Source organism: Gemmatimonadota bacterium, assembly GCA_016720805.1.
Taxonomy (GTDB): Bacteria; Gemmatimonadota; Gemmatimonadetes; order Gemmatimonadales; family GWC2-71-9; genus Palsa-1233.
This window is the reverse complement of sequence record JADKJZ010000014.1, coordinates 732447-756736: the sequence shown is the minus strand read 5'-3', so window position 1 is coordinate 756736 and position 24290 is coordinate 732447. Positions and strand designations below refer to the sequence as shown.

20 protein-coding genes, 4 tRNA genes and 1 pseudogene are annotated in these 24290 nt (G+C 68.1%); 6 read left to right on the top strand and 19 right to left on the bottom strand.

The window, feature by feature from the left end; genetic code table 11:
- Positions 1–3: 3 nt before the first annotated feature.
- From rpoB to IPP98_13635, 19 genes and pseudogenes are all read right to left on the bottom strand, one after another.
- Positions 4–4440, bottom strand: coding sequence for a DNA-directed RNA polymerase subunit beta (rpoB, locus tag IPP98_13725; protein MBL0180157.1), 4437 nt, complete (start codon positions 4438–4440; stop codon positions 4–6).
- 228 nt (positions 4441–4668) lie between these two features.
- Positions 4669–5046, bottom strand: a complete 378-nt coding sequence (gene rplL, locus IPP98_13720; protein MBL0180156.1) for a 50S ribosomal protein L7/L12 — start codon at positions 5044–5046, stop codon at positions 4669–4671.
- 18 nt (positions 5047–5064) lie between these two features.
- A complete protein-coding gene (locus IPP98_13715; protein MBL0180155.1) occupies positions 5065–5562 on the bottom strand; it encodes a 50S ribosomal protein L10 in 498 nt (165 codons plus the stop codon).
- Entirely contained in the window at positions 5559–6248 is a 690-nt protein-coding gene (locus tag IPP98_13710; protein ID MBL0180154.1) for a 50S ribosomal protein L1, read from the bottom strand. Before IPP98_13710 ends, IPP98_13715 begins: the two co-directional genes overlap by 4 nt.
- Complete coding sequence (gene rplK, locus IPP98_13705; protein MBL0180153.1) at positions 6248–6673, bottom strand: 50S ribosomal protein L11; 426 nt, start codon at positions 6671–6673, stop codon at positions 6248–6250. The genes IPP98_13710 and rplK overlap by 1 nt, the downstream gene beginning before the upstream one ends.
- A gap of 151 nt (positions 6674–6824) precedes the next feature.
- Positions 6825–7382, bottom strand: coding sequence for a transcription termination/antitermination factor NusG (nusG, locus tag IPP98_13700; protein MBL0180152.1), 558 nt, complete (start codon positions 7380–7382; stop codon positions 6825–6827).
- Positions 7379–7618 carry a preprotein translocase subunit SecE gene (gene secE, locus IPP98_13695; GenBank protein MBL0180151.1) on the bottom strand — a complete coding sequence of 80 codons (240 nt, stop codon included), beginning with the start codon at positions 7616–7618 and terminating at the stop codon, positions 7379–7381. Before secE ends, nusG begins: the two co-directional genes overlap by 4 nt.
- Before the next feature lie 86 nt (positions 7619–7704).
- Positions 7705–8905: pseudogene (gene tuf, locus IPP98_13690) on the bottom strand (elongation factor Tu).
- Positions 8906–9187: 282 nt separating this feature from the next.
- Positions 9188–9260 (bottom strand) — tRNA-Thr (locus IPP98_13685).
- A 1-nt stretch (position 9261) separates the two neighbouring features.
- Positions 9262–9334: transfer RNA gene (locus tag IPP98_13680), tRNA-Gly, on the bottom strand.
- A gap of 34 nt (positions 9335–9368) precedes the next feature.
- Positions 9369–9452 (bottom strand) — tRNA-Tyr (locus tag IPP98_13675).
- A 23-nt stretch (positions 9453–9475) separates the two neighbouring features.
- A tRNA-Thr gene (locus IPP98_13670) sits at positions 9476–9551 on the bottom strand.
- 70 nt (positions 9552–9621) lie between these two features.
- The gene (locus IPP98_13665; protein MBL0180150.1) at positions 9622–11115 is read right to left on the bottom strand and encodes a cysteine--tRNA ligase; all 1494 of its coding nucleotides are present in this window, start codon (positions 11113–11115) and stop codon (positions 9622–9624) included.
- A complete protein-coding gene (locus IPP98_13660; GenBank protein ID MBL0180149.1) occupies positions 11112–12068 on the bottom strand; it encodes a mechanosensitive ion channel family protein in 957 nt (318 codons plus the stop codon). The genes IPP98_13665 and IPP98_13660 overlap by 4 nt, the downstream gene beginning before the upstream one ends.
- A gap of 48 nt (positions 12069–12116) precedes the next feature.
- Complete coding sequence (locus IPP98_13655; protein MBL0180148.1) at positions 12117–14465, bottom strand: hypothetical protein; 2349 nt, start codon at positions 14463–14465, stop codon at positions 12117–12119.
- A gap of 5 nt (positions 14466–14470) precedes the next feature.
- Complete coding sequence (locus tag IPP98_13650) at positions 14471–15199, bottom strand: hypothetical protein (GenBank protein ID MBL0180147.1); 729 nt, start codon at positions 15197–15199, stop codon at positions 14471–14473.
- A complete protein-coding gene (locus IPP98_13645) occupies positions 15162–16565 on the bottom strand; it encodes a hypothetical protein (protein ID MBL0180146.1) in 1404 nt (467 codons plus the stop codon). The genes IPP98_13650 and IPP98_13645 overlap by 38 nt, the downstream gene beginning before the upstream one ends.
- Entirely contained in the window at positions 16566–17684 is a 1119-nt protein-coding gene (locus IPP98_13640; GenBank protein MBL0180145.1) for a carboxypeptidase regulatory-like domain-containing protein, read from the bottom strand.
- A complete protein-coding gene (locus tag IPP98_13635; GenBank protein ID MBL0180144.1) occupies positions 17681–18775 on the bottom strand; it encodes a carboxypeptidase regulatory-like domain-containing protein in 1095 nt (364 codons plus the stop codon). The genes IPP98_13640 and IPP98_13635 overlap by 4 nt, the downstream gene beginning before the upstream one ends.
- 146 nt (positions 18776–18921) lie before the next feature.
- Here IPP98_13635 and IPP98_13630 point away from each other — a divergent pair, with 146 nt between their 5' ends.
- The 6 genes from IPP98_13630 to IPP98_13605 all read left to right on the top strand — a co-directional run bounded on the left by IPP98_13630 (position 18922) and on the right by IPP98_13605 (position 24264).
- Entirely contained in the window at positions 18922–20145 is a 1224-nt protein-coding gene (locus tag IPP98_13630) for a pyridoxal phosphate-dependent aminotransferase (protein MBL0180143.1), read from the top strand.
- A 261-nt stretch (positions 20146–20406) separates the two neighbouring features.
- Positions 20407–21279: a carboxypeptidase regulatory-like domain-containing protein gene (locus IPP98_13625; protein ID MBL0180142.1), complete on the top strand. Its 873-nt coding sequence runs from the start codon at positions 20407–20409 to the stop codon at positions 21277–21279.
- Positions 21280–21407: 128 nt separating this feature from the next.
- Positions 21408–21674 carry a hypothetical protein gene (locus IPP98_13620; protein ID MBL0180141.1) on the top strand — a complete coding sequence of 89 codons (267 nt, stop codon included), beginning with the start codon at positions 21408–21410 and terminating at the stop codon, positions 21672–21674.
- Positions 21671–22582, top strand: a complete 912-nt coding sequence (locus IPP98_13615; protein ID MBL0180140.1) for a cytochrome C — start codon at positions 21671–21673, stop codon at positions 22580–22582. Before IPP98_13620 ends, IPP98_13615 begins: the two co-directional genes overlap by 4 nt.
- A 96-nt stretch (positions 22583–22678) precedes the next feature.
- The gene (locus tag IPP98_13610) at positions 22679–23239 is read left to right on the top strand and encodes a LemA family protein (protein ID MBL0180139.1); all 561 of its coding nucleotides are present in this window, start codon (positions 22679–22681) and stop codon (positions 23237–23239) included.
- Positions 23236–24264 carry a M48 family metallopeptidase gene (locus IPP98_13605; protein MBL0180138.1) on the top strand — a complete coding sequence of 343 codons (1029 nt, stop codon included), beginning with the start codon at positions 23236–23238 and terminating at the stop codon, positions 24262–24264. Before IPP98_13610 ends, IPP98_13605 begins: the two co-directional genes overlap by 4 nt.
- Positions 24265–24290 lie beyond the last annotated feature (26 nt).

Sequence of the window (24290 nt, the reverse complement as noted above, 5' to 3'; positions counted from 1 at the left end):
TGGTTACTCCTCCCCTTCGGCCGTGGTGCCCAGGGTGACCTTGAGCCCGAGGGCCTGCAGTTCCTTGACGAGCACGTTGAACGACTCCGGGATGCCGGGTTCCGGCAGGTTCTGCCCCTTCACGATGGCCTCGTACACGCGGCTGCGGCCGTTGACGTCGTCGGACTTGACGGTCAGCATCTCCTGCAGCACGTGCGCGGCGCCGTAGGCCTCCAGCGCCCAGACTTCCATTTCGCCGAAGCGCTGGCCGCCGAACTGCGCCTTGCCGGCGAGCGGCTGCTGCGTCACGAGCGAGTACGGCCCGATCGAACGGGCGTGGATCTTGTCGTCGACCAGGTGGCTCAGCTTGAGCATGTAGATCGTGCCCACCGTCACGTCACCGGTGAACTCGACGCCCGAGCGGCCGTCCCGCAGCCGCGCCTTGCCGGCCGGCGTGAGGCCGGCGTGCCGGATGAGCGCATCGGCGGCTTCACCGATCTGCTCGGGCGTCGCCTTGCCCGCCGCCACCAGCGCCAGCGAGCCGAGGCCGACGGCCTCGAGCAGCTTGGCATCGTCGGCCTTCGCCGCCGTGGTGATGATCTTCTTCGCGGCCTCGAACTCGGCCTTCGCCGCACCGGTCGACTCCGCGAGGAGGGCGCCGTGCACGGTGAGCTCGGTCTGGCGCTGCGCCCGGAGCCGTCCGGCGAGTTCCGCCGCCGACGCCGTGAGGAACGCTTCGACGCCCTTCGCCAACCCGACCGTGACCTTCGACGCGCCCTTGATCGAGAGCGCCTCGACGCCGGTGGCATCGAGCGTCGCACCGACCAGGGACTTCGCGGCCTTCAGGTCGCGAACGAGCGCCTCGACCGTCGCCGCATCGGGCGACGGGGCGGCATGCGCCAGCGCGAGCGACTGACCGGCCCAGCCGAGTCCGGCCAGGCGGAGCAGCACGCCGATCTCGGACTCTTCGGCGCCACGGAAGACCGGGGTCTTCGCCTTGAAGCCGAGGATCCGGCCGCACCAGCCGAGGTGCGTCTCGAGAATCTGCCCGACGTTCATCCGGCTCGGCACGCCGAGCGGATTGAGCACGATGTCGACCGGGGTGCCATCCGGCAGGAACGGCATGTCCTCTTCCGGCACGATGCGGGCGACGATGCCCTTGTTGCCGTGACGGCCGGCCATCTTGTCGCCGACGGAGATCTTCCGCTTCTCGGCGCAGTACACCTTGACCAGCTGGATGACGCCCGGGGGCAGTTCGTCCGGCTGGAGGATCTTGTCGATCTGGTCCTCGGCCTTCTCTTCGACCTTGGCCCGTTCCGACGTGGCGGCATCGAGGGTGGCACGGAGGCGCTCGTTGGCGGCCTTGTCGACCACGCGCAGCGTCTTGAGATCCACCTCGGTGAGGTCGATCGTCTTGAGCAGCGCCTTGGTCAGCTTGGTGCCCTGCGCCTGCAACTCCTCGACACTCCCGGCGCGCAGCATCAGGCCGACGGTCTGGCCGTCGAGCAGTTCGAGCGCTTCCTCGAACATCGCCTGGGTGATGCGGGCCTTCTCCTCGGTTTCGCGGCGGCGCACGTCGCCGATCCGCTCGCCGCGGTCCTTGTCGACCACCGGCCCTTCGACGCGCGAGAAGATCTTCACGTCGATGACGGTGCCCTTCATCCCCGGCGGCACCTTCAGCGACGAGTCCTTCACGTCCTTGGCCTTCTCGCCGAAGATCGCCGTGAGGAGCTTCTCTTCCGGCGACAGTTCGGTCTCGCCCTTCGGCGTGATCTTGCCGACGAGGATGTCGCCCGGCTTGACGTGTGCGCCAATCCGGATGATCCCGCGCTCGTCGAGGTCCACGAGGGCCTCGTCCGAGACGTTCGGGATTTCCCGGGTGATCTCTTCCTGGCCGCGCTTGGTGTCGCGGACGTGCAGCTCGAGCTCCTGGATGTGGATCGACGAATAGACGTCGTCCTTCACCAGCCGCTCGGAGAGGACGATCGCGTCCTCGAAGTTGTGGCCGTACCACGGCATGAACGCGACCAGCACGTTGCTGCCGAGCGCAAGCTCACCGGCCTCGGTCGCGGCACCGTCGGCGATGATCTGCCCGGCCGCAACCTGCTCGCCCTGATGGACGAGCGGGCGCTGGTTGATCGCGGTGTCCTGGTTGGTGCGCCAGAACTTCTTGACCCGGTACCGGTCGATCCGCGCGAGGCGGCCGAGCGGCACGGCCCGGTCCGTCGCCTCGACGCCCGCATCGACGATGATCTCGTCGGCGGTGACGCGGGTGACGGTGCCGGCGCGCTTGGCGATGATCACCGCGCCCGAGTCCGAGGCGACCTTCCCCTCGAGCCCGGTGCCCACGACGGGCGACTGCGGGAAGAGGAGCGGCACCGACTGACGCTGCATGTTCGAGCCCATCAGCGCGCGGTTCGCGTCGTCGTGCTCGAGGAACGGAATCAGCGCGGCGGCGATGGAGACCAGCTGCTCCGGCGCCACGTCCATGTAGTCGATCCGGGCCGGCGGCATCAGCGGGTAGTCATCGCCGCGCCGCGTCAGCACCATCGAATCGACGAAGGTACCCTGCTCGGTCAGCGGGGCGTTCGCCTGCGCGACCGCGAACTCTTCTTCATCGCTCGCCGAGAGCCAGTGCAGCTCGTCGGTGACCTTGCCCTGCTTCACGACGCGATACGGCGTCTCGATGAAGCCGAGCTCGTTGATCCGCGCGAACGTCGCGAGCGACGTGATCAGGCCGATGTTCGGGCCTTCCGGCGTCTCGATCGGGCACATCCGGCCGTACTGCGAATAGTGCACGTCGCGGACTTCGAAGCCGGCGCGCTCGCGGGTCAGGCCGCCCGGCCCGAGGGCCGAGAGCCGGCGCTTGTTGGTCAGCTCCGCCAGCGGGTTGGTCTGGTCCATGAACTGCGACAGCTGCGAGCTGCCGAAGAACGCCTGGATGACCGCCGAGACGGTGCGGGCGTTGACCAGGTCGTCGAGCGAGATCTTCTCCGGATCGGAGTTGATGCTCATCCGCTCCTTGACGAGCCGGGCCATGCGCGAGAGGCCGACCGAGAACTGGTTGGCAATCAGCTCGCCGACCGACCGGATCCGGCGGTTGCCGAGGTGGTCGATGTCGTCGGTGTTGCCGCGACCGTCATGCAGGTCGATCAGGTAGCGGACGATCGCGATGAAGTCCTCTTCGGTGAGGACCGTGTGGTTCGGATCGACCTTCAGCCGGAGCCGCTGGTTGATCTTGTACCGGCCCACGCGCCCGAGGTCGTAGCGCTTCGGGTTGAAGAAGAGCTTCTGGATCTGCTGCCGCGCCGTCTCGAGGTTCGGCGCATCGCCCGGCCGGAGGAGGGCGTAGATCTGCTCCAGCGCCTCCTGCTCCGAGTGCGTCGGGTCCTTCGAGAGGGTGTTGCGGATGAGCGGCGACTCCCCCTTCCCGGCCGGGAGGAGGATCTCGACCTTCTGCACGCCGGCCTTGAGCAGCTTGGCGCGGAGCTTGTCGGTCAGGTCGGTGCCGGCCTCGGCGAGGACTTCGCCGGTGTCGGGCTCGGCCACCGCGAAGGCGAGCACGTGCGCGCTGCGGTCGCGGTTCGACGTCGGCACTTCATCCTCGCGCAGGTCGAGGATGGTGTAGCCGGCGAAGACGCGCACCTGCTTGACGCCCACGTGGCGCATCGCCTGGAGGCGTTCCGGGGTCAGCTCCTCGCCGGTCTTGCCGAGCGGGGCGCCGCCCTTCTCTTCGGGGTTCGGGACATCGGCGGCGAGCATCGCCCCGACGATTTCCCGGCGTTCCTGGCGCGAGTCGGCGCGGCCGGTGATGTCGAGCATCTTCTCGGCGAAGAACAACCGGAGGATGTCGGCATTGTGGCCGTGGCCGAAGGCGCGCAACAGCGCCGTCGCCGGGAACTTCTTCTTCTTGTCGATGTGGACGTAGATCACGTCGTGGATGTCGATCGTGAACTCGACCCACGAGCCGCGGAACGGGATGATCCGCGCCGAGAAGAGGCGCTGCCCGTTCGGGTGGGTGTCCTCCTCGAAGACCACGCCCGGCGACCGGTGCAGCTGCGAGACGACGACGCGCTCGGCGCCGTTGATCACGAAGGTGCCCAGGGGGGTCATGCACGGCAGTTCGCCGAGATAGACCTCCTTCTCGATGGCATTCTTCAGGCGCCGCTGGCCGTCCACCTCCTCGAACACGTCGAGGCGGAGCTTGGTGCGGAGCGGGGCCGCATAGGTCATGTCCCGCTCGATGCACTCCTCGACCGTGTACTTCGGCTCGCCCAGCGCGTAGCTGACGAACTCGAGCGAGTACTTCCCGTTCACATCGGCGATCGGGAAGAGGTCGCGGAAGACGCGCTCCAGGGAGACGTCCTGGCGATCGCCATCGACGTCATCGGGCACCAGCAGGGACTCGAAGGCCCTGGTCTGAATGTCGAGCAGGTGGGGCATCTGCATGCCGCCCTGCATCGAAGAGAATTGAATCACCGGCAGCGTATCAGGCATCGCCCCATCCCGTGCAAATGGCCACGGCAGTGCCGAAGCCCCCGCGCTGGGCGGGGGCTGGCACTGTCGTCATGCAGAACTCGAGTTCGCGTTCAGTCGGCATCGCGTCTCACTGAGAGTGACCGTGGAGAAGTCGGAAGGCCCCGGGGCCGGCAGCGGATGCCACCGGCCCGGGACGTCCCGCTTCACGGGTCACTTCAGCTCGACGCTCGCGCCCTGCTCCTCAAGCCGCTTCTTCATTTCCTCGGCCTCGGCCTTGGAGACGCCGTCCTTCACGGTGCTCGGCGCGCCATCGACCAGGTCCTTGGCTTCCTTCAGGCCGAGCGAGGTGATCTCGCGGACGACCTTGATCACGTTGATCTTCTTCTCGCCACCCGCCTTGAGGATGACGGCGAACTCCGTCTGCTCCTCGACCACGGCCGCGGCCGCGCCGCCGCCACCCGCCGCCGGAGCGGCCGCGATGGAGACGTTGAACTTCGTGGTGAAGGCCTCGATCAAGTCGGCCAGTTCGAGCACGGTCTTGTTGCCGATCGCGTCGATGATTTCGTCGTTGCTGAGCATAGTCGCCATGATTGTATCTCCCGTATGTTACGCGGCCGAGCTGGCCGAACGCTGTTCGCGGAGCGCCTCGAGCGCACCGACCACCTGATAGAGGACTCCGTTGAGCGCGCCGGCAAACTGGCCGAGCAGCACCTCCCGCGGGGGGATCTCGCCGAGACGCTTCACGTACGCCGGGGCAACGGCCTTGCCGTCGACCCACCCGGCCTTCACGGTCGGCTTCTCGTGTTCCTTGGCGAACTCGCCGATCACCTTGGCCGCCGCCATCGGATCCCCGCCTGCGAAGACGAGGCCGGTGTTGCCGGTCAGGTGACTGTCGAGATCCGCGATGCTGTTCGCGGCCAGCGCCCGCTGGGCCAGCGTGTTCTTCACCACGACGTACTGTCCACCCGCTGCCCGGAGGCGCCGGCGGAACTCCGTCATCTTCAGCACGTTGAGGCCGCTGAAGTCGGTGACGAAGAGCGTCGGGGAGGCCTTGATGGCCTCGGTCAGCATGGCGACTTCCGCATGCCGTTCAATCTTGCTCATCGGTACCCCGCGGTGTCGAGCTTGATGCCGGGGCCCATCGTCGCGCTGACGGTCGCCGAGCGGACATAGGTCCCCTTGGCGGCCGACGGCTTGGCCTTCACGATGGTCTCCATGAATGCGTCGAGGTTCGCCGCCAGCTGTTCGCCGGAGAACGAGACCTTGCCGATCGGAGCATGGACGTTCCCCGTCTTGTCGACGCGGAACTCGATCTTGCCCGCCTTGATCTCCTTGACGGCCTTCGCCACGTCCATCGTGACGGTGCCCGCCTTCGGATTCGGCATCAGGCCGCGCGGACCGAGGATCCGGCCGAGCGCGCCCAGCTGCCCCATGACGTCCGGCGTGGCGACGATGACGTCGCACTCCAGCCAGCCTTCCTTCAGCTTGGCCAGATACTCGAGCCCGACGAAGTCGGCACCCGCCGCCTCGGCGTCCTTGGCCCGGTCGCCCTGGGCGACGACGAGCACGCGAACCGTCTTGCCGGTGCCGTGCGGGAGGATCACCGTGCCGCGGACCACCTGGTCAGCGTGACGCGGATCCACTCCGAGCCGGACGGCGACGTCCACCGTCGCGTCGAACTTGGCGTACGTGGTCTGCTTGACGAGGTCCACCGCCTCGGACGTCGAATGCATCCGGGTGGTGTCGACCTTGGCCACGGCAGCGCGATACTTCTTGCCCTGGGTCGCCATCAGTCGATGACCTCCAGCCCCATCGACCGTGCGGTCCCGGCGATCATGCGCATCGCGGAATCGATGTCGGAGGCGTTCAGGTCGACCATCTTGATCTCGGCGATCTTCCGCACCTGCGCGGAGGTCACCTTCCCGATCTTGGTGCGGTTCGGCGCGGCGCTGCCCTTCTCCACTCCGGCTTCCTTCAGCAGGAGGTTCGGCGCAGGCGGGGTCTTGGTGATGAACGTGAACGTGCGATCACCGAAGATCGTCACGACCACGGGAATCACCATTCCCGACTGCGCCTGGGTGCGCGCGTTGAACTGCTTGCAGAATTCCATGATGTTGACCCCGTGCGGGCCAAGCGCCGTGCCGACCGGAGGTGCGGGATTCGCCGCGCCAGCCGGACACTGCAGCTTCACCATGGCTGTGATCTTCTTGGCCATGTTACTCCTGTAACGGTGCCCGCTGGCTGCGCGGGACACCGAATGACGGACCAGCGGTCATCGCTGGACCTGCCGCCGTTTGACCCGGGGCGGTCGCCGGGGGAGAGCGGAGCTCTCCGGTCCTACCTCATCCGTCGATGATCGATTCCTGCTAGTGACCCCGAAGCTGCAAATAATCCAGCTCCACCGTCGTCGGCCGCCCGAAGAGCGACACCGACACCTTGACCTTCCCCTTGTCGGCGAGCACATCCTCGACGACGCCGGAGAAGTCCGAGAACGGTCCTTCCGTGATTTCGACGGCCTGCCCGACGAGGAAGGGAATCTCCTCCTTCGGGGCGGACTCGGCTTCCGGCTCGGCCATGCCGAGGAGTCGCTTCACTTCGTCATCGCGGAGCGCCAATGGCGCCTTGCCGGTCCCGACGAACTTGATCACGCCCTGGATCGAGTTCACGACGTGCTGCGCTTCCTGGCTCAGCCCCATCTGCACGATCACATAGCCCGGATAGAGCTTCCGCTCGACCGTGACCTTCTTGCCGTTCTTGATCTCGACCACTTCCTGCGTCGGCACCAGCGCCCGGGCGACCAGCTTCTGCCCTTCGGGCCGCGGGTCGTCCTTGATGCGCTGTTCGAGCAGCATGCGGACCTTGTTCTCGTGGCCCGCGGTCGTCTGGATCGCGTACCAGCGATACGTCACTTCGGTGTCGCTCATCGGGCCAGCGCGGCAACGCCGTCAACGAGGAGCTTCTGGAGCAGCCAGTCCACCAGACCGAGCACGACGCCGAAGATGGCGGCGCCGATGAGGACGGCGCGCGTCGCCTTGACGAGCTCGTCCTTCGGCGGCCAGCTGACCTTGTCCATCTCGGCGCGGGTGTCGAGCAGGAATCCCTGAGCCGAAGCCAGCTTTCCTGTCGAGACCGTCGCGACCTGCGTGTCCTGATCCGTCATTGCTACTCCGTGCCTGGGCCTGCTCGCGGGCGCCGCATCCGGCGCCCGTATGGCTGCCCATGCGGCGCCCTGCGGGCCCCTGCAGCCTACTTCAAGATCTTCGTCACGACCCCGGCGCCGACCGTGCGGCCACCCTCGCGGATCGCGAAGCGCAGCCCTCGTCCATCGCCACGGGCGTGATCAACGTGATCGTCATCTGGATGTTGTCGCCCGGCATCACCATCTCCACCCCCGCCGGCAACTCCACCGACCCCGTCACGTCCGTCGTGCGGAAGTAGAACTGCGGCCGGTAGCCCTTGAAGAACGGCGTGTGACGGCCCCCTTCATCCTTGCCCAGCACGTAGACCTCGGCCTCGAACTCCGTGTGCGGCTTCACCGATCCCGGCTTCGCCAGCACCATCCCGCGCTCGATTTCGTTCTTGTCCACGCCCCGGAGCAGCAACCCGACGTTGTCGCCCGCCATCCCGGAGTCCAGCAGCTTCCGGAACATCTCGACGCCCGTCACGATCGCCTTCTTCTCCGCCCCGAAGCCCACCAGCTGGACCTCTTCCTGCACCTTGACCTGCCCGCGCTCGATCCGGCCCGTCGCCACCGTGCCGCGGCCGGTGATCGAGAACACGTCCTCGACCGGCATCAGGAACGGCTTGTCGGTCTCGCGGATCGGCTCCGGGATGTACGTGTCCAGCGCGTCGTACAGCTCCTGGATCTTCTCGACCCACACCGGATCGCCCTCGATCGCCTTGATCGCCGAGCCCCGGATCACCGGCGCGTTGTCGCCGTCGAACTGGTACTGCGTCAACAGCTCACGGACCTCGAGCTCGACCAGGTCGAGCAGCTCCGCGTCGTCGACCAGGTCGCACTTGTTCAGGAACACCACGACCTTCGGCACGTTCACCTGGCGCGCCAGGAGGATGTGCTCGCGGGTCTGCGGCATCGGGCCGTCCACGGCCGACACCACGAGGATCGCGCCGTCCATCTGCGCGGCCCCGTGATCATGTTCTTCACATAGTCGGCGTGCCCCGGGCAGTCGACGTGCGCGTAGTGGCGGTTCGCCGTCTCGTACTCGACGTGCGAGGTCGCGATCGTCAGGATCTTCGTCGAGTCACGACGCCCCTGCGATTCCGACGCCTTCGCCACTTCGTCGTACGCCACGTACTTCGTCCCGAAGCCCTTGTCGGCCGAGACCTTCGTCAGCGCCGCCGTCGTCGTCGTCTTGCCGTGGTCGACGTGACCGATCGTCCCGACGTTCACGTGCGGCTTGCTGCGGTCAAACTTTGCCTTGGCCATGTCCCGATCTCCGCTACAGCGTGGTGGTCTTCGCCAGTATGGGCGCAGCATGCTGCGCCCCTCCAATCCGTCCTGCAAACCGCACGTGGGGGGCACGACATGCTGCGCCCCTACAACAACTGCCTTCGCGCGAATCGCGGCGACCTGCCTGCTTCGCCCTGACACGACGCGCCGGGCGCGGGAACCTCGCCCCGCCTGCCCGGCGTGCCTTGGGCGTCCACTTGGCACGCCCCGTCCTGCCGTATTGTCCGCCCGAACCCTCGTGGCTCGACGGTCACTCAGAGCTCACGACCGGGATCGAACCGGTGACCTCATCCTTACCAAGGATGTGCTCTGCCAACTGAGCTACGTGAGCAAGCGGGCGACGGGACTCGAACCCGCGACCCTCAGCTTGGAAGGCTGATGCTCTACCAACTGAGCTACACCCGCATCGGGTCATCCGTACGCCGACTTCGGTACCACATGGTGGGGGTAGGATTCGAACCTACGTAGGGCGTAGCCCGGCAGATTTACAGTCTGCTGCCATTAGCCACTCGGCCACCCCACCGTCTTCTGCCCTACCCTCGCCGCTGGAGCTGACGGAGGGGATCGAACCCACGACCGCCCGATTACAAATCGGGTGCTCTACCAACTGAGCTACGTCAGCCTACAAAAAAAGGCCGTTCGACCGACAGACCCTCAACTTACCTGCCTCGGAAAGCAACGTCAACGGGGCCTTATCGGCGCTGCACCTCGGCCGTCCCGTCCCGGTTGTCCCGAACGTCCCAGCCCGCCTCCGCCAGGAGCCCGCGAATCCGGTCGGCTTCGGCAAAGTTTCGGGTTTGCTTGGCGGTCAACCGACGCCCCGCCCAACCCAACGCCCACGCCTGCTGGGCCGCCTGATCCGCTGGCACTGCCTCCTCGAGGTCGCCGGCGCTGGTGGCTCCGGTCGCCGGCAGGCTGAACCCCGCCGCCGGTGTCGGGAGGACCTGCAGCACATCCGTCGCCTTGGCCCACGCTGCCCGGAAGGCCGGTCCGGGCTGCTCACCGGCGTCGAGGAGTCGATTCCCTTCCCGCGCGGCCTCGAACAGCGCCGCCAACGCGCGCGGGGTGTTGAGGTCGTCGTTCATGGCGGTCGCAAAGTCGGCCGCGAGGGTGGCGCCGACCGCCTCGTATGCCGGACTGCCAGCCGACGCCGGCAGCTGGGCGAGGCGCGCGGCCACGGCGCCGAGGCGGCGCGACCCCTCGCGCGCCGAATCCAGCGCCTGATCGGTGAAGTCGAGCGGGGCGCGGTAATGGGTCGTTGCCAGCAGCAGGCGCACCGTGCCGGCGTCGACTTTCTCCTCGCGCAGGTCGCGGGCCGTGAGGATGTTGCCGAAGCGCTTCGACATCTTGGTGCCGGCCATCGTCAGGAACTCGCCATGCATCCAGACGCGCGCGAAGTCCGGCTTGCCGGTGTGGGCGCAACTCTGCGCGATCTCATCCTCGTGGTGCGGGAAGACGAGGTCGATGCCGCCCGCGTGGATGTCGAGCACATCGGTGCCAAGCTGTTTCCCGATCAGGTCGAGCGCCATCGCGGAGCATTCGAGGTGCCACCCTGGCCGACCGCGGCCGAATGGCGCATCCCAGGCGGCGCCGACCGCTTCGTCTTCGTCGCGTGCGGCCTTCCAGAGGACGAAGTCACGCGCATCCTCCTTCGCGTATTCGTCGGCGAGGGTGCGACCACCGGCGCCCGCCTGCAGCTCGCGCGTGTCGAGCCGCGAGAGCTTGCCGTAGGCCGGATAGCGGGCGATCGCGAAGTACACCGAGCCGTCGTCACCCTTGTAGGCGACGCCCTTGGCCAGCAGCGACTCCACCAACGCGATCATCGGCGCGACGTATTCGGTGGCGCGCGGATAGACATGCGCCGGCAGGAGGCGGAGGTACCCGCAGTCCTCGCGGAAGGCGTCGATGAAGCGCACCACATGGTCGGCCAGCGACGCCCCGGCCGCCGCCGCGCCGCGGATCGTCTTGTCGTCGACGTCGGTGAGGTTCATCACGTGGAAGACGTCGAAGCCGCATGCTGCCAACCAGCGGCGCAGCACGTCCTCGAAGAGGAACGTCCGGAAGTTGCCGATGTGCGCGTAGTTGTAGACCGTCGGCCCGCAGGTGTAGAGCGAGACGTGGGGCGCCTGAAGCGGGACGAAGTCCTCGACGGACCGCGTCATCGTGTTGTAGAGCCGGAGTGTCACGCGCCCCCCGCGGCGGCATCGGTGATCGCAGCGCGGGTGGCCGGATCATCCGGCGCCGCGCCATGGTGGCGGACATGGACGGTCCGCTGCGGGAAGGGAATCTCCACCCCTTCGCGATCGAGACGGATCTTGGCGAGGCGCCGGAATTCCCGCCCCGCCTCCCATTGGTTGCCGGGCTGGGTGCGAAGCAGGACGCGGATCGTCACCGCGTTGTCACCCAGCGATTGCACGCCCACCACCTCGGGCATCCCGTCGAGCTTCGGCACCCAGGTGTCGGACTCGCCGAATCGCTTCGCCTCGTCGCGGAGGATCGCGAGCACCGCGTCGACATCGGCGTCGTAGGCGACGCCGATGTCGACCACGGCGCGCGACCAGCCGCGGGTCCGGTTGCTCACCGTCGTGATCTGCCCGTTGGGGACGATGTGCAGCGTCCCCTCCATGTCGCGCAGCATCACCACCCGCAGCGTCATCTTCTCGACCGTGCCGGTCTTCGCCGCCACCTCGATCACGTCGCCGACGGCGAACTGGTTCTCGACCAGGATGAAGAAACCGCTGATGACGTCCTTGACCAGCGATTGCGACCCGAAGGAGACGGCAAGGGCGAGGATGCCGGCCCCGCCGAGCAACGGGGTGATGTCGATGAACTGATTCAGCGTCAGCACGATCGTGAACAGGACGATCACGATCTTCCCCACGCCGCGCAACAGTTCGGCGATCGTCTGCGCGCGCTTCTCGTGCGACGAGAGGCGGGTGTCGTCGCCGTCGTCGGCCGCGATGACGATCCGGTCGGCGACGACGAGCACGACGCGCCACGCGATGAAGGCCGCCACCCAGAGGAGCAGCACCTTCACGCCAGCGGCGCGGAACTCCTCCAGCTTGACGCCGAAGAGCGACAGCACGCGTTCGACCGAGGCCATCAGGTCGAAGAGGACAGTGGGGACGAGCCGATTCATCCCGGCAACTTGTCCACCCGAGGGGGGCGGGTCAACGGCGCCCCCCCCTCACGGGTCGATCACCACGATCGCCCGGCGCACGCTGACCGTCCGCCCCCCCTCCTCAACCGTCACGGTGAGCCAGTGGCGGCCGGCGGGCAGCTTGCCCAGTGCGAGGCTGCGACGGATCGGCGTCAGCGGTCCGGTGGCGCGATCGGTGCTCACCAGGCGGACCAGCCGCTCCGTCCGACCGGACATCGGGCGAACCTCCAGCGTCGTCCGATAGGGTGTGCCCTCCGTCAAGCCGTGCACCTGATAGTACAGCTCGACGGTGCCACCCTTCGGCCAGGTGCCGAGGGTGTTCAGCGGGAAGCCGACGCCGTCGCCGGGCCAGCGCGTCGGCGAGTTGGCGACGCCGGTGAGGATGTCGCTGATCGCGAGCGTCGCCTCCGGCACGACCAGGCCGCGCTGCAGGCCGAAGGCCCCGACGGTGTCGCCGTGCTGCGAGAGCCGCACCGCCACCTGCCACGTCCCGGCGGTGAGCGGGAGTTCCAGCCAGCCGCTGAGGTTCTCGCGCGCTGCCGCGCCGCTCGGCGAGACGAACCGGCGCAGCGTGTCCAGCACGACCGTCGCACCGCTCTTTGCTTCGTACGCCACGACCCGGAACTGCACCGGCGTGACCCGTCGGCCGGCTGCGTCGGTCTCGACCGCGAGCGGCGCGCGTGGAATCGCGAAGGTGACCAGCGCGCGCGCCGTGCCGTCTCGCGTGGTGCCGACGGCAAAGCTCTGCAGCACGGCGTTCCACGGCTCACGGATCAGCGGCGTGTCGGAATCGCTGCTGGTCCCGGTATGGGCATCGTCCCGACTCTTCCGAATGGCCAAGGTGACGGCCTGGATGCAGCTCTTCTCGACGATCGTGCGCTCGATCGCCATGCGCGCCGCCGCCGCCGCGTACTCGGGCATCAACGTGCCGCGCCGCTGCCATTCACCGAAGTAGCCGTTGACCGGCAGGTAGCCCGACAGCGTCGTTGGCGCCATCGAACCGAGCGCGTCACTGCCGCGGAAGTGCAGCAGCCGCCAGCCCCCTTCGAACCAGTAGAGCCACGATTCGTTCTGTCGCATCTTGAGCCGCGTCTCGTCCTCCAGTTCGGCGCGCGTGCTGAGCCGTCGTTCGCGGAAGAGGCTTGAGGAGGAGAACGAGTTGGTGCTGTCGAGCGGCATGATCGAGTCCCCGGTGCCCCCGAGGCCGCCGACGATGCGCCGCATCGGTTCGCCATGACGCAGGTAGATCAGGCCGCGATGATCGAGCAGCGGCTCGAGCGCGCGCACGTCGCCGGGGAGCGTCGGTTGCATCCGCGCCAGGGTCTCGTACAGCGCGGCGTCACTGCCGATGCACTGATCGAGGCCCTCGAAGAGGTACTCGACTCGGCGGAACTGGGTGCGACGCTCGGGGATGAAGACGCGATAATCGCGGAACGCCTTGACCCAGCGGCGGAGATGTTCCTCGAGGCGCTCGCCGGGGAGATTCGCGGCGGCGGCGTCGCGTTCGGCCCAGAACCGCCGGAGCCACGGGGCCACCGCGACATCCGGGACCGCATCGAAGGTCGCGAGGGTGTCGCCGACGAGGATCCACGCAAGGTCGAAACGATAGGCTTCGCGGGTCGCCGGCGTGACGCGCTGAACGCCAGCCCAGTAGGCGGCTGCAGCCTCGGCGGGCCGGCCGAGGGCCATGAGCGTGCGCGCGCGCTCGAGCTGGGCGCGTCCGGCGTCGCCACCGTCGTGGGCGGCCTCGCCAAAACGCACCAGGGCGCTGTCGAGCTCCCCCTTGCGGCGCAGCTCACGGCCCCGGATGAGGAGGAGATCGGGATCGCGTGGGACGGCACGGGTGAGCACGTCGAGCGCCCGACGTTGGTCGCGCCCGAGGCTCCGGTCGCCGCCCGCGAGCAGGAGGTCGAGCGCCATGCGCCGTGCGGGAGGGAAATCAGGCTGCCGCTCGAGGGCTGCGTGCAGATGCCGCCAGATGGCATCGGCGTAGGCCTCACCGTCGAACTGCCCCTCGTTGGCCGTGGCGGGTGCGCCCGCTCGCCAGAGGGCGAGCAGCGCGCGCGCCGAGAGGTAGTAGCCCCAGGGCGCGTCGCGCTGCTGTTTCTCCGTGAGCGTGGCGCGTCGCAACGCCAGCGCCAGTTCGCGTCGATCGGCGGACAACTCGCCGCGCCGCAACCGCCACAGCGTCTCGGCCAGGTCCGCGGTCGCGCCACTCCCGGCCGGTGCCGCAGGCAGCGCGGCGACCGCCGAGGACGCGATCAACGTCGAATCCCAGCCGAGCAGGCGCGGCGCGTCCAAGCCCTGCCCGGGCGCGCCGGTGGCCAGGGCCGCGGTGAGGGCAGTGACAAGGCGGAGCGACATGGCGCGGGGCATGGGCGCTACTCCAGGTCGAGGATCACCGTCCGGCGCGCCAGCAACGCGCCGGTCTTGTCGCCAACGCGGACTTCCATTGCATACCGGCCCGGCTTCAGTTGCGAGAGGTCGAGGACGCGGTTCACGCCGGTCACACCGTCAGGCAACTCGCCGGTAAAGGAGACCTGAATCGCGGCCGGCTGTTCGGCCCCCTCGGCAACGCTGCGCACCTCGATCGTCGTGACAGCCAGGGCGATCGCCCCCTGCGCACGGACTTGGTAGAAGAGATGCAGCGGCTCGCCCCGCGTGATCGTGCCACCGGGCGAGAGATAGATCCGCTCCGAACGAAGCACCCAGGAGAGCCCACGCGACTCCGGTGCGACGATGAGGGAGGAGAGGGCGACTGCATCCACCCGATTCGGCACGGCCGTGCCGTAGGCACGCCCCCACCGACGATCCGGTTGCGCCGCCGTGAGCCCCCAGCTGCCGACGCCACCGACACCGGCCAGCGTCGCGAAGCCGGTCAGGTGGGTCTCGTCGCTCCGCTCCTTCGGCACGGCGAAGTCCCGCGTCAGGGAATCCTCCTTCCACTCCGCAGTGAGCGGATGCCACCGCGCCAGGGCGAGCACCACGCGGGCGGTTTCCCTTCCGGCGCTGTCCTTCAGCACCTGGAGGTCGCGCAACCGCAGACCGTACGCAATCACTGCCAGCGGCTCCTCACTCACCGGATCCCAGAGCTGCGCGAACTGCGCCACGGTGTGGATTGTCTTCTGGCTCGGTGGCGAGTTGTCGTCCTTGGTCGTGGCGATCCCGATGTACTCGCGATCGGCCTCGCGCAGCCGCTGCCGTTGTTCTGGCGGGACCGGCATTCGGCCTCGGCCCGCTCGCCAGGCTGCAGCGCCATTGGTCGAGGCCGCACTGCCACGTCCCGTAGATGCCGGTCATCAACGTGGTGGCACCCGCGCTCCCGTCGTGATCGACTTCACCGAACGTCACGAACATCGGCGTCCCGTCCACGTCGTACCGCCAGCTCATGTAGGCCTGGGATCCCGGCTTGGGAGCGTTGACCGCCACCTTGTCGGGGGCACCAAAACGCATGTAGATCACGCCACGATCGTCGAAGTCGACCTGCCAGCGGCGATACTCGTTCCATCGTGTCGTGTCGGCCCGATTGCCGCTGAGATCGTAGGCCTGGAAACTGTTCGAGCTGGACCGCGCACCCTCACGCAAACCAGCTGGAATCGATAGTCGAAAATTCTTCTCGACATGTTCGAGTCGTGCAAAGTGTTCCGCCAGTCGACTCCCTGGCGGCCTCCCATCGCGCACGTCGCGCTCGATCAGTCGATCGCGCACCCAGGTGGCACGGCTGGAATCGTCCACTTCGCTCCACGCCGCACGCTCCGCCGGCGAGAGGAACCACTGCAGGTGCCAGTCGACATCGAGCTGGGCCAGCGAGTCACGTGCCGCCCCCGCGCCGTCGATGAAGTGTGCCACGCCACCCAGCGAATCGCCCTCGAGGAAGGCCTGCCGAGCGAGTCGCAACAGGTGCCAGGTCGAATCGATGCCGGCGCGCAGTCCGGCGTCGGCACAGGCGTGGGCACTGGCCCCATCGCCGCTCCGCACCGCGAAGTCGCTGCAGGCACGAAGCACGACGGGGATGCGGACGCCCGAGTCGACAGCCGTCCGCATCAACGCCGTCAGCCGGGGCAACTCCTCCGGCTCGGCGTTCGCCGTGGTCAGCAGGGCGAGCAACGTGATCGCCGATTCATCGGATGGCGAGAGCGCCAAGGCGCGGAGTGCGGCGTCGATCGCCCCCGCGCCCCACGAGGTCCCCGGACTCATCTGGTGGCTGCCACGCGCCGACGGGGCGTCGATGAGCTGCAACAGCGCCCGGCCACAGGCAAGGTCGCGCCACTGCGCACCGGTGACGGCGCGCCGTGCGTCGCGGACTCGGCCTGCGAGACGTTCTTCGTTGGCGACGAGGGCCACGCGGTTGAGCGTCGTGGGGAGTGGGCAGCGCGCGCGGACCTGCTCCCCCAGCGCGGGGTCGGCGCCCGGGTATTCCATCGGCGTGAAGGGAGTGGCCTGCAGCAGGACACCGAGCGCGAGGGAGAGGATCACTCAGTTGCCTCGGACGTCGAGCAGGGCGCCGGTCAGCTGCACGCTGCCGTTGACGATCGGCCTGATGATCGGACGGGGGGAGACCGGGCGACCGCCGCTGATCACGATCGAGCGACCCGTGGGATAGGTCACGGCGTTCGATTCGATCGGCGCGAAGATCTCCCACCGCACCGGCAGCCAGGCACCACTCTCCAGCCGGGCAAACGCGATCATCCCGCCCGCCTTCCCTTCCTTGATGTGCTTCGGAAGGTTGCGATGCACGAAGGAGAACTCGCGAAGCGCCAGATTGGCGGCATCAATCACCAGCTCGCCGGAGACGTCGACCAGCTTCGACTTGCCCTGCGGTTCGTACTTGACCCGGATGACCCCGGCTGCCTCGTCCTTGTCGTTCAGGTTGAAGGAGAAGCAGTGGGAATCGATGAACCAGTCGGCAAAGAGGACGCGCAGGTCGGGGCCGTTGTACACTCGACCTCGCCCCTCCTCCGGCGTGAGCTGCCGGGAGAAGCCCTCGCGGCGGAGAGTCTCGGGATCGACGCTCTGCAGGGGCCAGGCCGTCAATTGCCGGCGGGAGGTATCGGCGCGCACTGTCGTGCCGCGCGAGAGGTCCACCGTTCGCGTCACCACTTCCTGCACCGTGAATCGTGCCCCGACGCCGAGGGTCGCCTCGATCAACGTCAGGGAGGCGCGGCCACCTTCCAGCAACCGGCTCAGGAGCGGATCAGCGAGGATGTCGGGACCGCAGGCACGTCGCTTCCCGGCGGCGATGACATCCGGGAGAATCGTGGCGGCCGGTTCGAGGCGGACGTCGGGCATGACCGCATCGGCATCGGTCACCCGCACAGCGTCCACGGGGCGCATGGTGTAGCCGATCGCGGCGATGCGCACGCGGTACATCGCCGGCCCGGCGGTGACGAAGCGAAAGCTCCCGCTCGGCGAACTCACGCCACGCTGGAGGGCACGCCCGGTGCTGTCCTGCAACTCGACGAGCGCTCCTGCCACCGGCAACCCCTGGACGGCGTCGACGACGCGACCGCGGATCGCCTGCGCGTGGCCGAGCGACGGCTGCCCGAGGGCGAGCAGCAGCAACAGTCGAAGCAGGCGCATCGCGCGTGAGGTCATGGTGGGGGAGGCGGGACGATGGTCCCAACCAGCACGACGCGCCCTCGGACCTCGCCATGAATCGTCATGGCGGGGGCGCGACTCGCAACGACCAGATCACGCTGGCTGCTCATCCCGACCGTCGCCATTTCCATGGGGGCGTAGATCTCCCAGCGCACCGGCAGCCAGCCATCACCCTCCTGCAGGGCGAACGCGATCCTGCCGCCGGCGCTCCCCTTCGGCATGAACGCGGGGAGGTTCTCATGCGCGAAGGTCAGTTCGCGCAGCGCCAGGGTCGAGACATCGAGCACGAGCTCGCCCGAGATGTCGACCAGCCCGGTCCGGGCGCGCGGCTCGTAGCGGACGCGGATCACCCCCGCGGCTGCGTCCCGCACATCCCGCGAGAAGGAGAAGCAGTGGCCGTCCAGGAACCAGTCGGCAAAGAGCACGCGCAGGTCCGGACCGTAGTACACCCGGCCGACCCCCTCCGCGGGAGCGAGCACGCGCGAGAAGCCGTCGCGGCGGAGCGTCTCGGGGTCGATGCTCTGGAGCGGCCAGCCGGCGAGGATGCCCGTTGTCGTATCGGCACGCACCGAGTCAACCGTCGCGGTCACGACCGTCCGGGTCGCCACCTCCTGAAAGGGAAACTCGGTCCCGACCTCGAGCGTCGCCTCGATCTGGGTGAGCGCCGCCTGCCCCGCCTCGAGGAGGCGTCCGAGGAGGGGATCCGCCATGATGTCCGGCCCGCAGGCACGACGTTTCCCGGCGGCCACCACGTCGGGGAGAATCGTCACCGCCGGTTCGAGGCGGAAATCGGGGAGCGCGATGCTCGCCGCGCCGATCCGCGCCACCATGACCGGATGGATCGTGAAGCCGATTGCGGCGACCCGCACGCGATAAGCGGCCGGTCGCGGCACGACCAGCTGGTAGGCACCGGTCGGGGAGGCAATCGTGCGCCGCAGCACCCGTCCGGCGCTGTCCTGCAATTCGACGAGGGCGCCGGCGATCGGGAGCCCCTGCGCCGCGTCGACGACGCGACCGCGGATTGCCTGCGCGTGGCCGAGCGACGGCAGACCGAGGGTTAGCAGGGCGAGCAATCGGAAGAGGCGCATTGGGAGGGGCTCACGGTGGGGGTACTGGACCTCCCAAAGGTACCGCCCCGGGCGGCAATTGCCCCGCCACCTGTCTCCACTCGCAACGTCGCCGGTCCGGGCCCATCTTCCACGCCGTCCTCCACTCCCCGGAGCCCCGCCCCGTGATGTCCCACCGCAAATCCGCCAAGCTCGCCACCGTCGCCTACGACATCCGAGGCCCCGTGCTCGACAAGGCGCGCCGGATGCAGGCCGCAGGGGAGTCGATCATCCAGCTCAACATCGGCAACGTGGCGGCCTTCGGCCTGCAGCCTCCCGACGCGATGGTCGCGGCGATGATCGCGCGCTTCCCGCAGGAGGCCGGCTACACCGACAGCAAGGGACTGCTGGCGCCGCGGGAGGCGGTCGCGCACTACGCCGCGACCAAGGGCATCGCCGGCGTGACGGCCGACGATGTCTACCTCGGCAATGGCGTTTCGGAGCTCATCCAGGTGGCCATCAACGCCCTGCTGAACGATGGTGACGAGGTCCTGATCCCGACGCCCGACTATCCCCTCTACACCGCGCTGGTCGGCCTCGCCGGCGGAGTGCCGGTCCACTACCGCTGCGATGAGGCGGCCGACTGGTTGCCGGACCTCGATGATATCCGCCGTCAGGTGACGCCGCGCACCCGGGCGATCTTCGTGTGCAATCCGAACAATCCGACAGGTGCCCTCTACCCTGAGTCAATGCTCCGCGAGCTCCTGCAGATCGCGCGAGAGCACAACCTGGTCGTGCTCGCCGACGAGATCTACGATCAGACGCTGTATGACGGCCACGCGCACACCAGTGTCGCGTCGCTCGCCGACGACGTGCTGGTCCTCACCTTCAACGGGTTGTCGAAGAACTATCGCGCGTGCGGCTTCCGTGCTGGCTGGATGATCGTCTCGGGCGATCGCGCGGCCGCGCGGGACTACGTCGAAGGGCTGACGATGCTCGCGTCGCTGCGGCTCTGCTCGAACACCCCGGGGCAGATCGCCATTCAGGCCGCACTGGAGGGCGACTGTTCGATTGCGCCGCTGGTCGCGCCAGGAGGCCGCCTGCAACGCCAGCGTGACCTCGCGCACGCGCTGCTCTCGGAGATTCCCGGCGTCACTGCGGTCAAGCCGAAGGCCGCGCTCTACCTCTTTCCGCGTCTCGATCCGGCGATCTACCCGATCGCCGATGACCAGCAGTTCGCCTACGACCTGCTGGCCGAGGAGCGTTTGCTGATCGTGCAGGGCACGGGCTTCCACTGGATCGCCAACGACCACTTCCGACTGGTCTTCCTCCCCGAGGAGGCGGTCCTGCGCGACGCGATCGGGCGGCTGGCGGCGTTCCTCGCTCGCTACCGCGAGCGCATGAGTTCGTAGAAGCCGGCGGGTGCAGTGCCGCGCATGGCGCAGGAGATGGAGCGCTCCTGGCTGGCCGCCGGGGGAGGCGCGCACTGTGGATTCCTTCAGAGCGGTGGTGCCACCGCATGGCCGGGTCGTGGGTAGCTTGGGAGCAGCCCCTTGGCGACCAGCGGAAGCTTTGGGGCAATGCAGACATGAAGCGGGCGTGCTGCAGATGCCGGGGGAGGCGTCACCTTGGGATCCCCCATACCGCGCGTCCCCACCCTCAGGAGGGCTGCCATGTCCCAGACTCGTTTGGTGTTGATGCTTGCCACGCTGACTGCGGTTGCGCCGGCCGGCGCACAAACCGGCACCGCCTGCCTGCAGGGGCAGGTGTTTGACGCGCCCGGTTCCCCGTTGCCGGGGGCGCGCGTCGTCGTCGTCGGGTTGGGTCTCTCCACGATTTCGGATGCCGAGGGGCGCTTCGCGTTCCTCCGGCTGCCACCAGATACCATCAGCGTCCGCGTGACGTATATCGGCTACAAGGCGGGGCTCGTGTCGGGGCTTCGACTGCCGCCCAACGGGACGATCACGCAGGACGTCACCCTCGAAGCAGCGAAGGTGACCATCTCGGAGACCGGGGGGCTACCACCGGCGAGGATGGTCGGCAATGCCGCGCGACCGCAGCCAGCGAACCTGCCGGTGGCTGCCACAAAATGCCCGATTGCGGTGCCCGAGCACGGTGACGGGAGCTATGTCGACAAGCTCGCGGTCGGCGATATTTCCCGCACCGTCGTGCTCAACGAGGGAGTCCGGCCCACCCCGGGCCAGTGGCTGCACCCGGGCAGCGAGAACACCTACGTCGACGGCGTCCCGACGCAGCGCCGCTCAATGGTTCGGGATACGACGGTGGGCCTCGTCCAGGGGACAATCCGCGATGGTCAGCGTCGACCAGTGGCGGGCGCGCGGATCGCGATCGAGGGGACTCCCTACTACGCGTTGAGCGACAGCGTCGGCCATTACGCTTTGCGTAACGTCTCCGTGGGGTTGGTGACGCTGGTCCTGTCCAAGGACGGCTACGGGATCAGTCGTTTCGAGGGACTGCCGGTCTACTCGGATCGGACGACAACCCGCGATCTCGAATTCATTCCAACCGGCACCCAGCGACCCTGAGAACCGCCACGGCGCGCTACCTTGCGCCGGGAGGGAGGGAGGCTACCTTGGGGAAGGTGTTTCACCCGTGAAACGCCTTCCCCTCGCCAGTCAATGCTGCGCTCCCTCTCCCCGCGGAGACTCTCGCCATGCCATGGATCGATGCCGCCCTCGGCACCATCGCCTCGGTCGCTCTGGCGCTCTTCTTCGTCGTGAATGCGACGTTCGTGATCGCGCTGTGGCGCACCCGTGATCGCCGCTTCGTCGATCGTTGGACCAAGCCGTTGGTGATGACCGATGCGGCCCTGATCTTCGCGGCCGTCGGTACCCCCGTGATCGGCATCGCGATGAAGCTCGGCGGGCAATTCCTCGGCTTCCTGGCCTCCATCCCGGCGACCCTGATCCCGGGCAAGTGACGCTCGAGCGCATTGCCCGTTGGATCATCGGCCTCTTCCTCCTGCTGGTGGCCGTCGCGGCGATCGCGCTCGGCTACACCTATTTCACCAGCAGCGCACGCCTCGACCGCCGCTGGACCTTTCCCGCTGACGTTGTCGCCGTTCCCACCGATTCCCTCTCGATCGCGTATGGCGGACACATCGCCGCGCTCCAGGGCTGCGACGGGTGCCATGGCTCGGACCTCGCTGGCCGTCTCTTCATGGACGCGCCAGGAGTGGTTCGGCTCTATGCCCGCAACCTCACCCCGGGTGCAGGTGGCGCAGGGGCGCGCTATCGCGACGCCGACTGGGTCCGGGCGATTCGTCACGCGGTGGCCCCGGACGGTCGTGGCCTCCTCTTCATGCCGTCGCAGAACTACCAGCGCCTCAACGATCGCGACCTCGGCGCACTGATCGCCTGGCTCAAGTCCCGGCCGCGCATTGATGCGGAGTTCCCCGCGACGACCGTCGGACTGCTGGGGCGGGTGATGCTGGTGATGGGGAGCCTGCCGCTGGTGACGGCGGAGCGGATCGACCACACGGCGCCGCGGCCGGCCTCGGTGCCGATCGGGCCGACGGTGGCCTACGGCGAATACCTCGCCGGCGGTTGCCGCGGCTGCCACGGCGAGACCTTCTCCGGTGGCGAGATCCCCGGGGGCGTCGCGATGGCACCATCCCGCAACCTGACGCCGGACAGCGCGAGCGGGATTGGCCGGTGGTCACTGAGTGACTTCCGTGCCGCCATGCGCATCGGGCAACTCCCCGAAGGCGTCGTGATGGATTCGGTGGCGATGCCGATCAAGATCAGCCGCGAATTCACCGACGACGAGACCGCCGCCCTCTTTGCCTATTTCAAGTCGCTGCCGCCCCGGCCCTACGGGGGGCGATGACGTCTGCCCGGGGCATCACCCCGGCTGGCGCGATGCCTCGCTGCGCCGATACTCTTGGGGCGGTCACGCAACAACCACTCTGGCTCCGGAGCACCGATGGGAACCGTGATCTTCTTCGGTCTGATCGCCGCCTTCTTTCTCTGGCTCATCACGGCATTCAATCGCCTGGTTGCGCTCAAGGGCCAGGTACAGAATGGCTGGAAACAGATCGACGTGCAGCTCAAGCGCCGTCACGACCTCATCCCGAATCTGGTGGACACCGTGAAGGGGGCGCTGCAATTCGAGCGTGAGACGCTCGACGCCGTCATCACGGCACGGACCCGCGCGGTCGGTGCGACGGGGGTGAAGGAGGTGGCGCAGGCCGAAGGTGAGCTGACGCAGGCCCTCGGTCGGCTCTTCGCGGTGGCCGAGGCGTACCCCGACCTCAAGTCGCTGGCCAACGTCAGTCAGTTGCAGGAGGAATTGACCTCGACCGAGAATCGGATCGCCTTCTCCCGCCAGCACTACAACGACGTGGCCACGACCTACAATGTCGCGCAGCAGCAGTTTCCGACGTCGCTGGTGGCGAGTCTCGCCAAGGCCTCCATCGTCGAGCTGTGGGAGATCACCGATCCCGGGGAACGCGCCGTGCCCAAGGTCGACATCTCCCTCCGGTGATTCCAGCAGTCAGCAGTGGACGCGTTCGCCGGGATCTCTTCAGCCAGCAGGAGGAGAACCGGCGGAAGTCGTCGTGGTTGCTGATCGGTTTCATCGGATTCTTTGCGTGGCTCGGCTTCGGCGGCGATGTCGCGCTGATGCTCTCCACCGCCGATGCCAGCAACGGCTATCAGCACCGCATCCCCGTGATCGGGATCGGGATCACCCTGGTGGCGGCGGGTGTGGCCTGGTCTGCCTGGCGCAACGGCGACAAGCAGATCCTCTGGTCCACCCGGGCGATGGAGCTGGTGAACGCCGTCACCCCCGAGCAGCAACGCCTCGTGAATGTCGTCGACGAAATGTCGATCGCGAGCGGCCTCCCGCGCCCGAAACTGTGGATCGTCCCGGACGACGACCCGAACGCCTTTGCCACCGGCCGCGATCCGGAGCACGCCTCGATCGCCGTGACCGAGGGGCTCCTCACTCGGCTCGACCGCGACGAACTGCAGGCCGTCGTGGCGCACGAGATGGCGCACGTCGCGCGGTACGACACCCGCCTCATGACACTGGTCGCGGCGATGGTCGGGGCGATCGCCCTCCTGAGCGACGGCCTCGGGCGCTTCCTCTGGCATTCAGGGCGGAGCGGGAGCACCGCTGCGCGGACGATGGGCGGCGTCGCCGCGCGACGGAGCGGGGGCCGCAATGCCGGCGTTGCCGTGGTGCTGGTGCTGGTGTGGGTGCTGACGCTGCTGATCGCCCCACTGGTCTCACGCCTGGTGGCGATGGCCATCTCGCGCAAGCGGGAATTCCTCGCCGACGCCACGGCGGCACAGTACACCAGGAACCCTGGCGCCCTTGCCTCTGCGCTGGCCAAGCTCGACGACGCCAGCGCGCCGACGCATCGCATCGGGCGTGCGGCCACCCACCTCTGCATCGTCGACCCAGGTGACCAGCGGGTGCAGCGCCTGCGGGGCGCGCTCGGCAACCTCATGGCGAGCCATCCGCCGATGGCCGAGCGCGTTGCTCGGCTCCAGGCGATGGGGTAAGCGCCGGTCGGCGAGCGGCGTGTCGA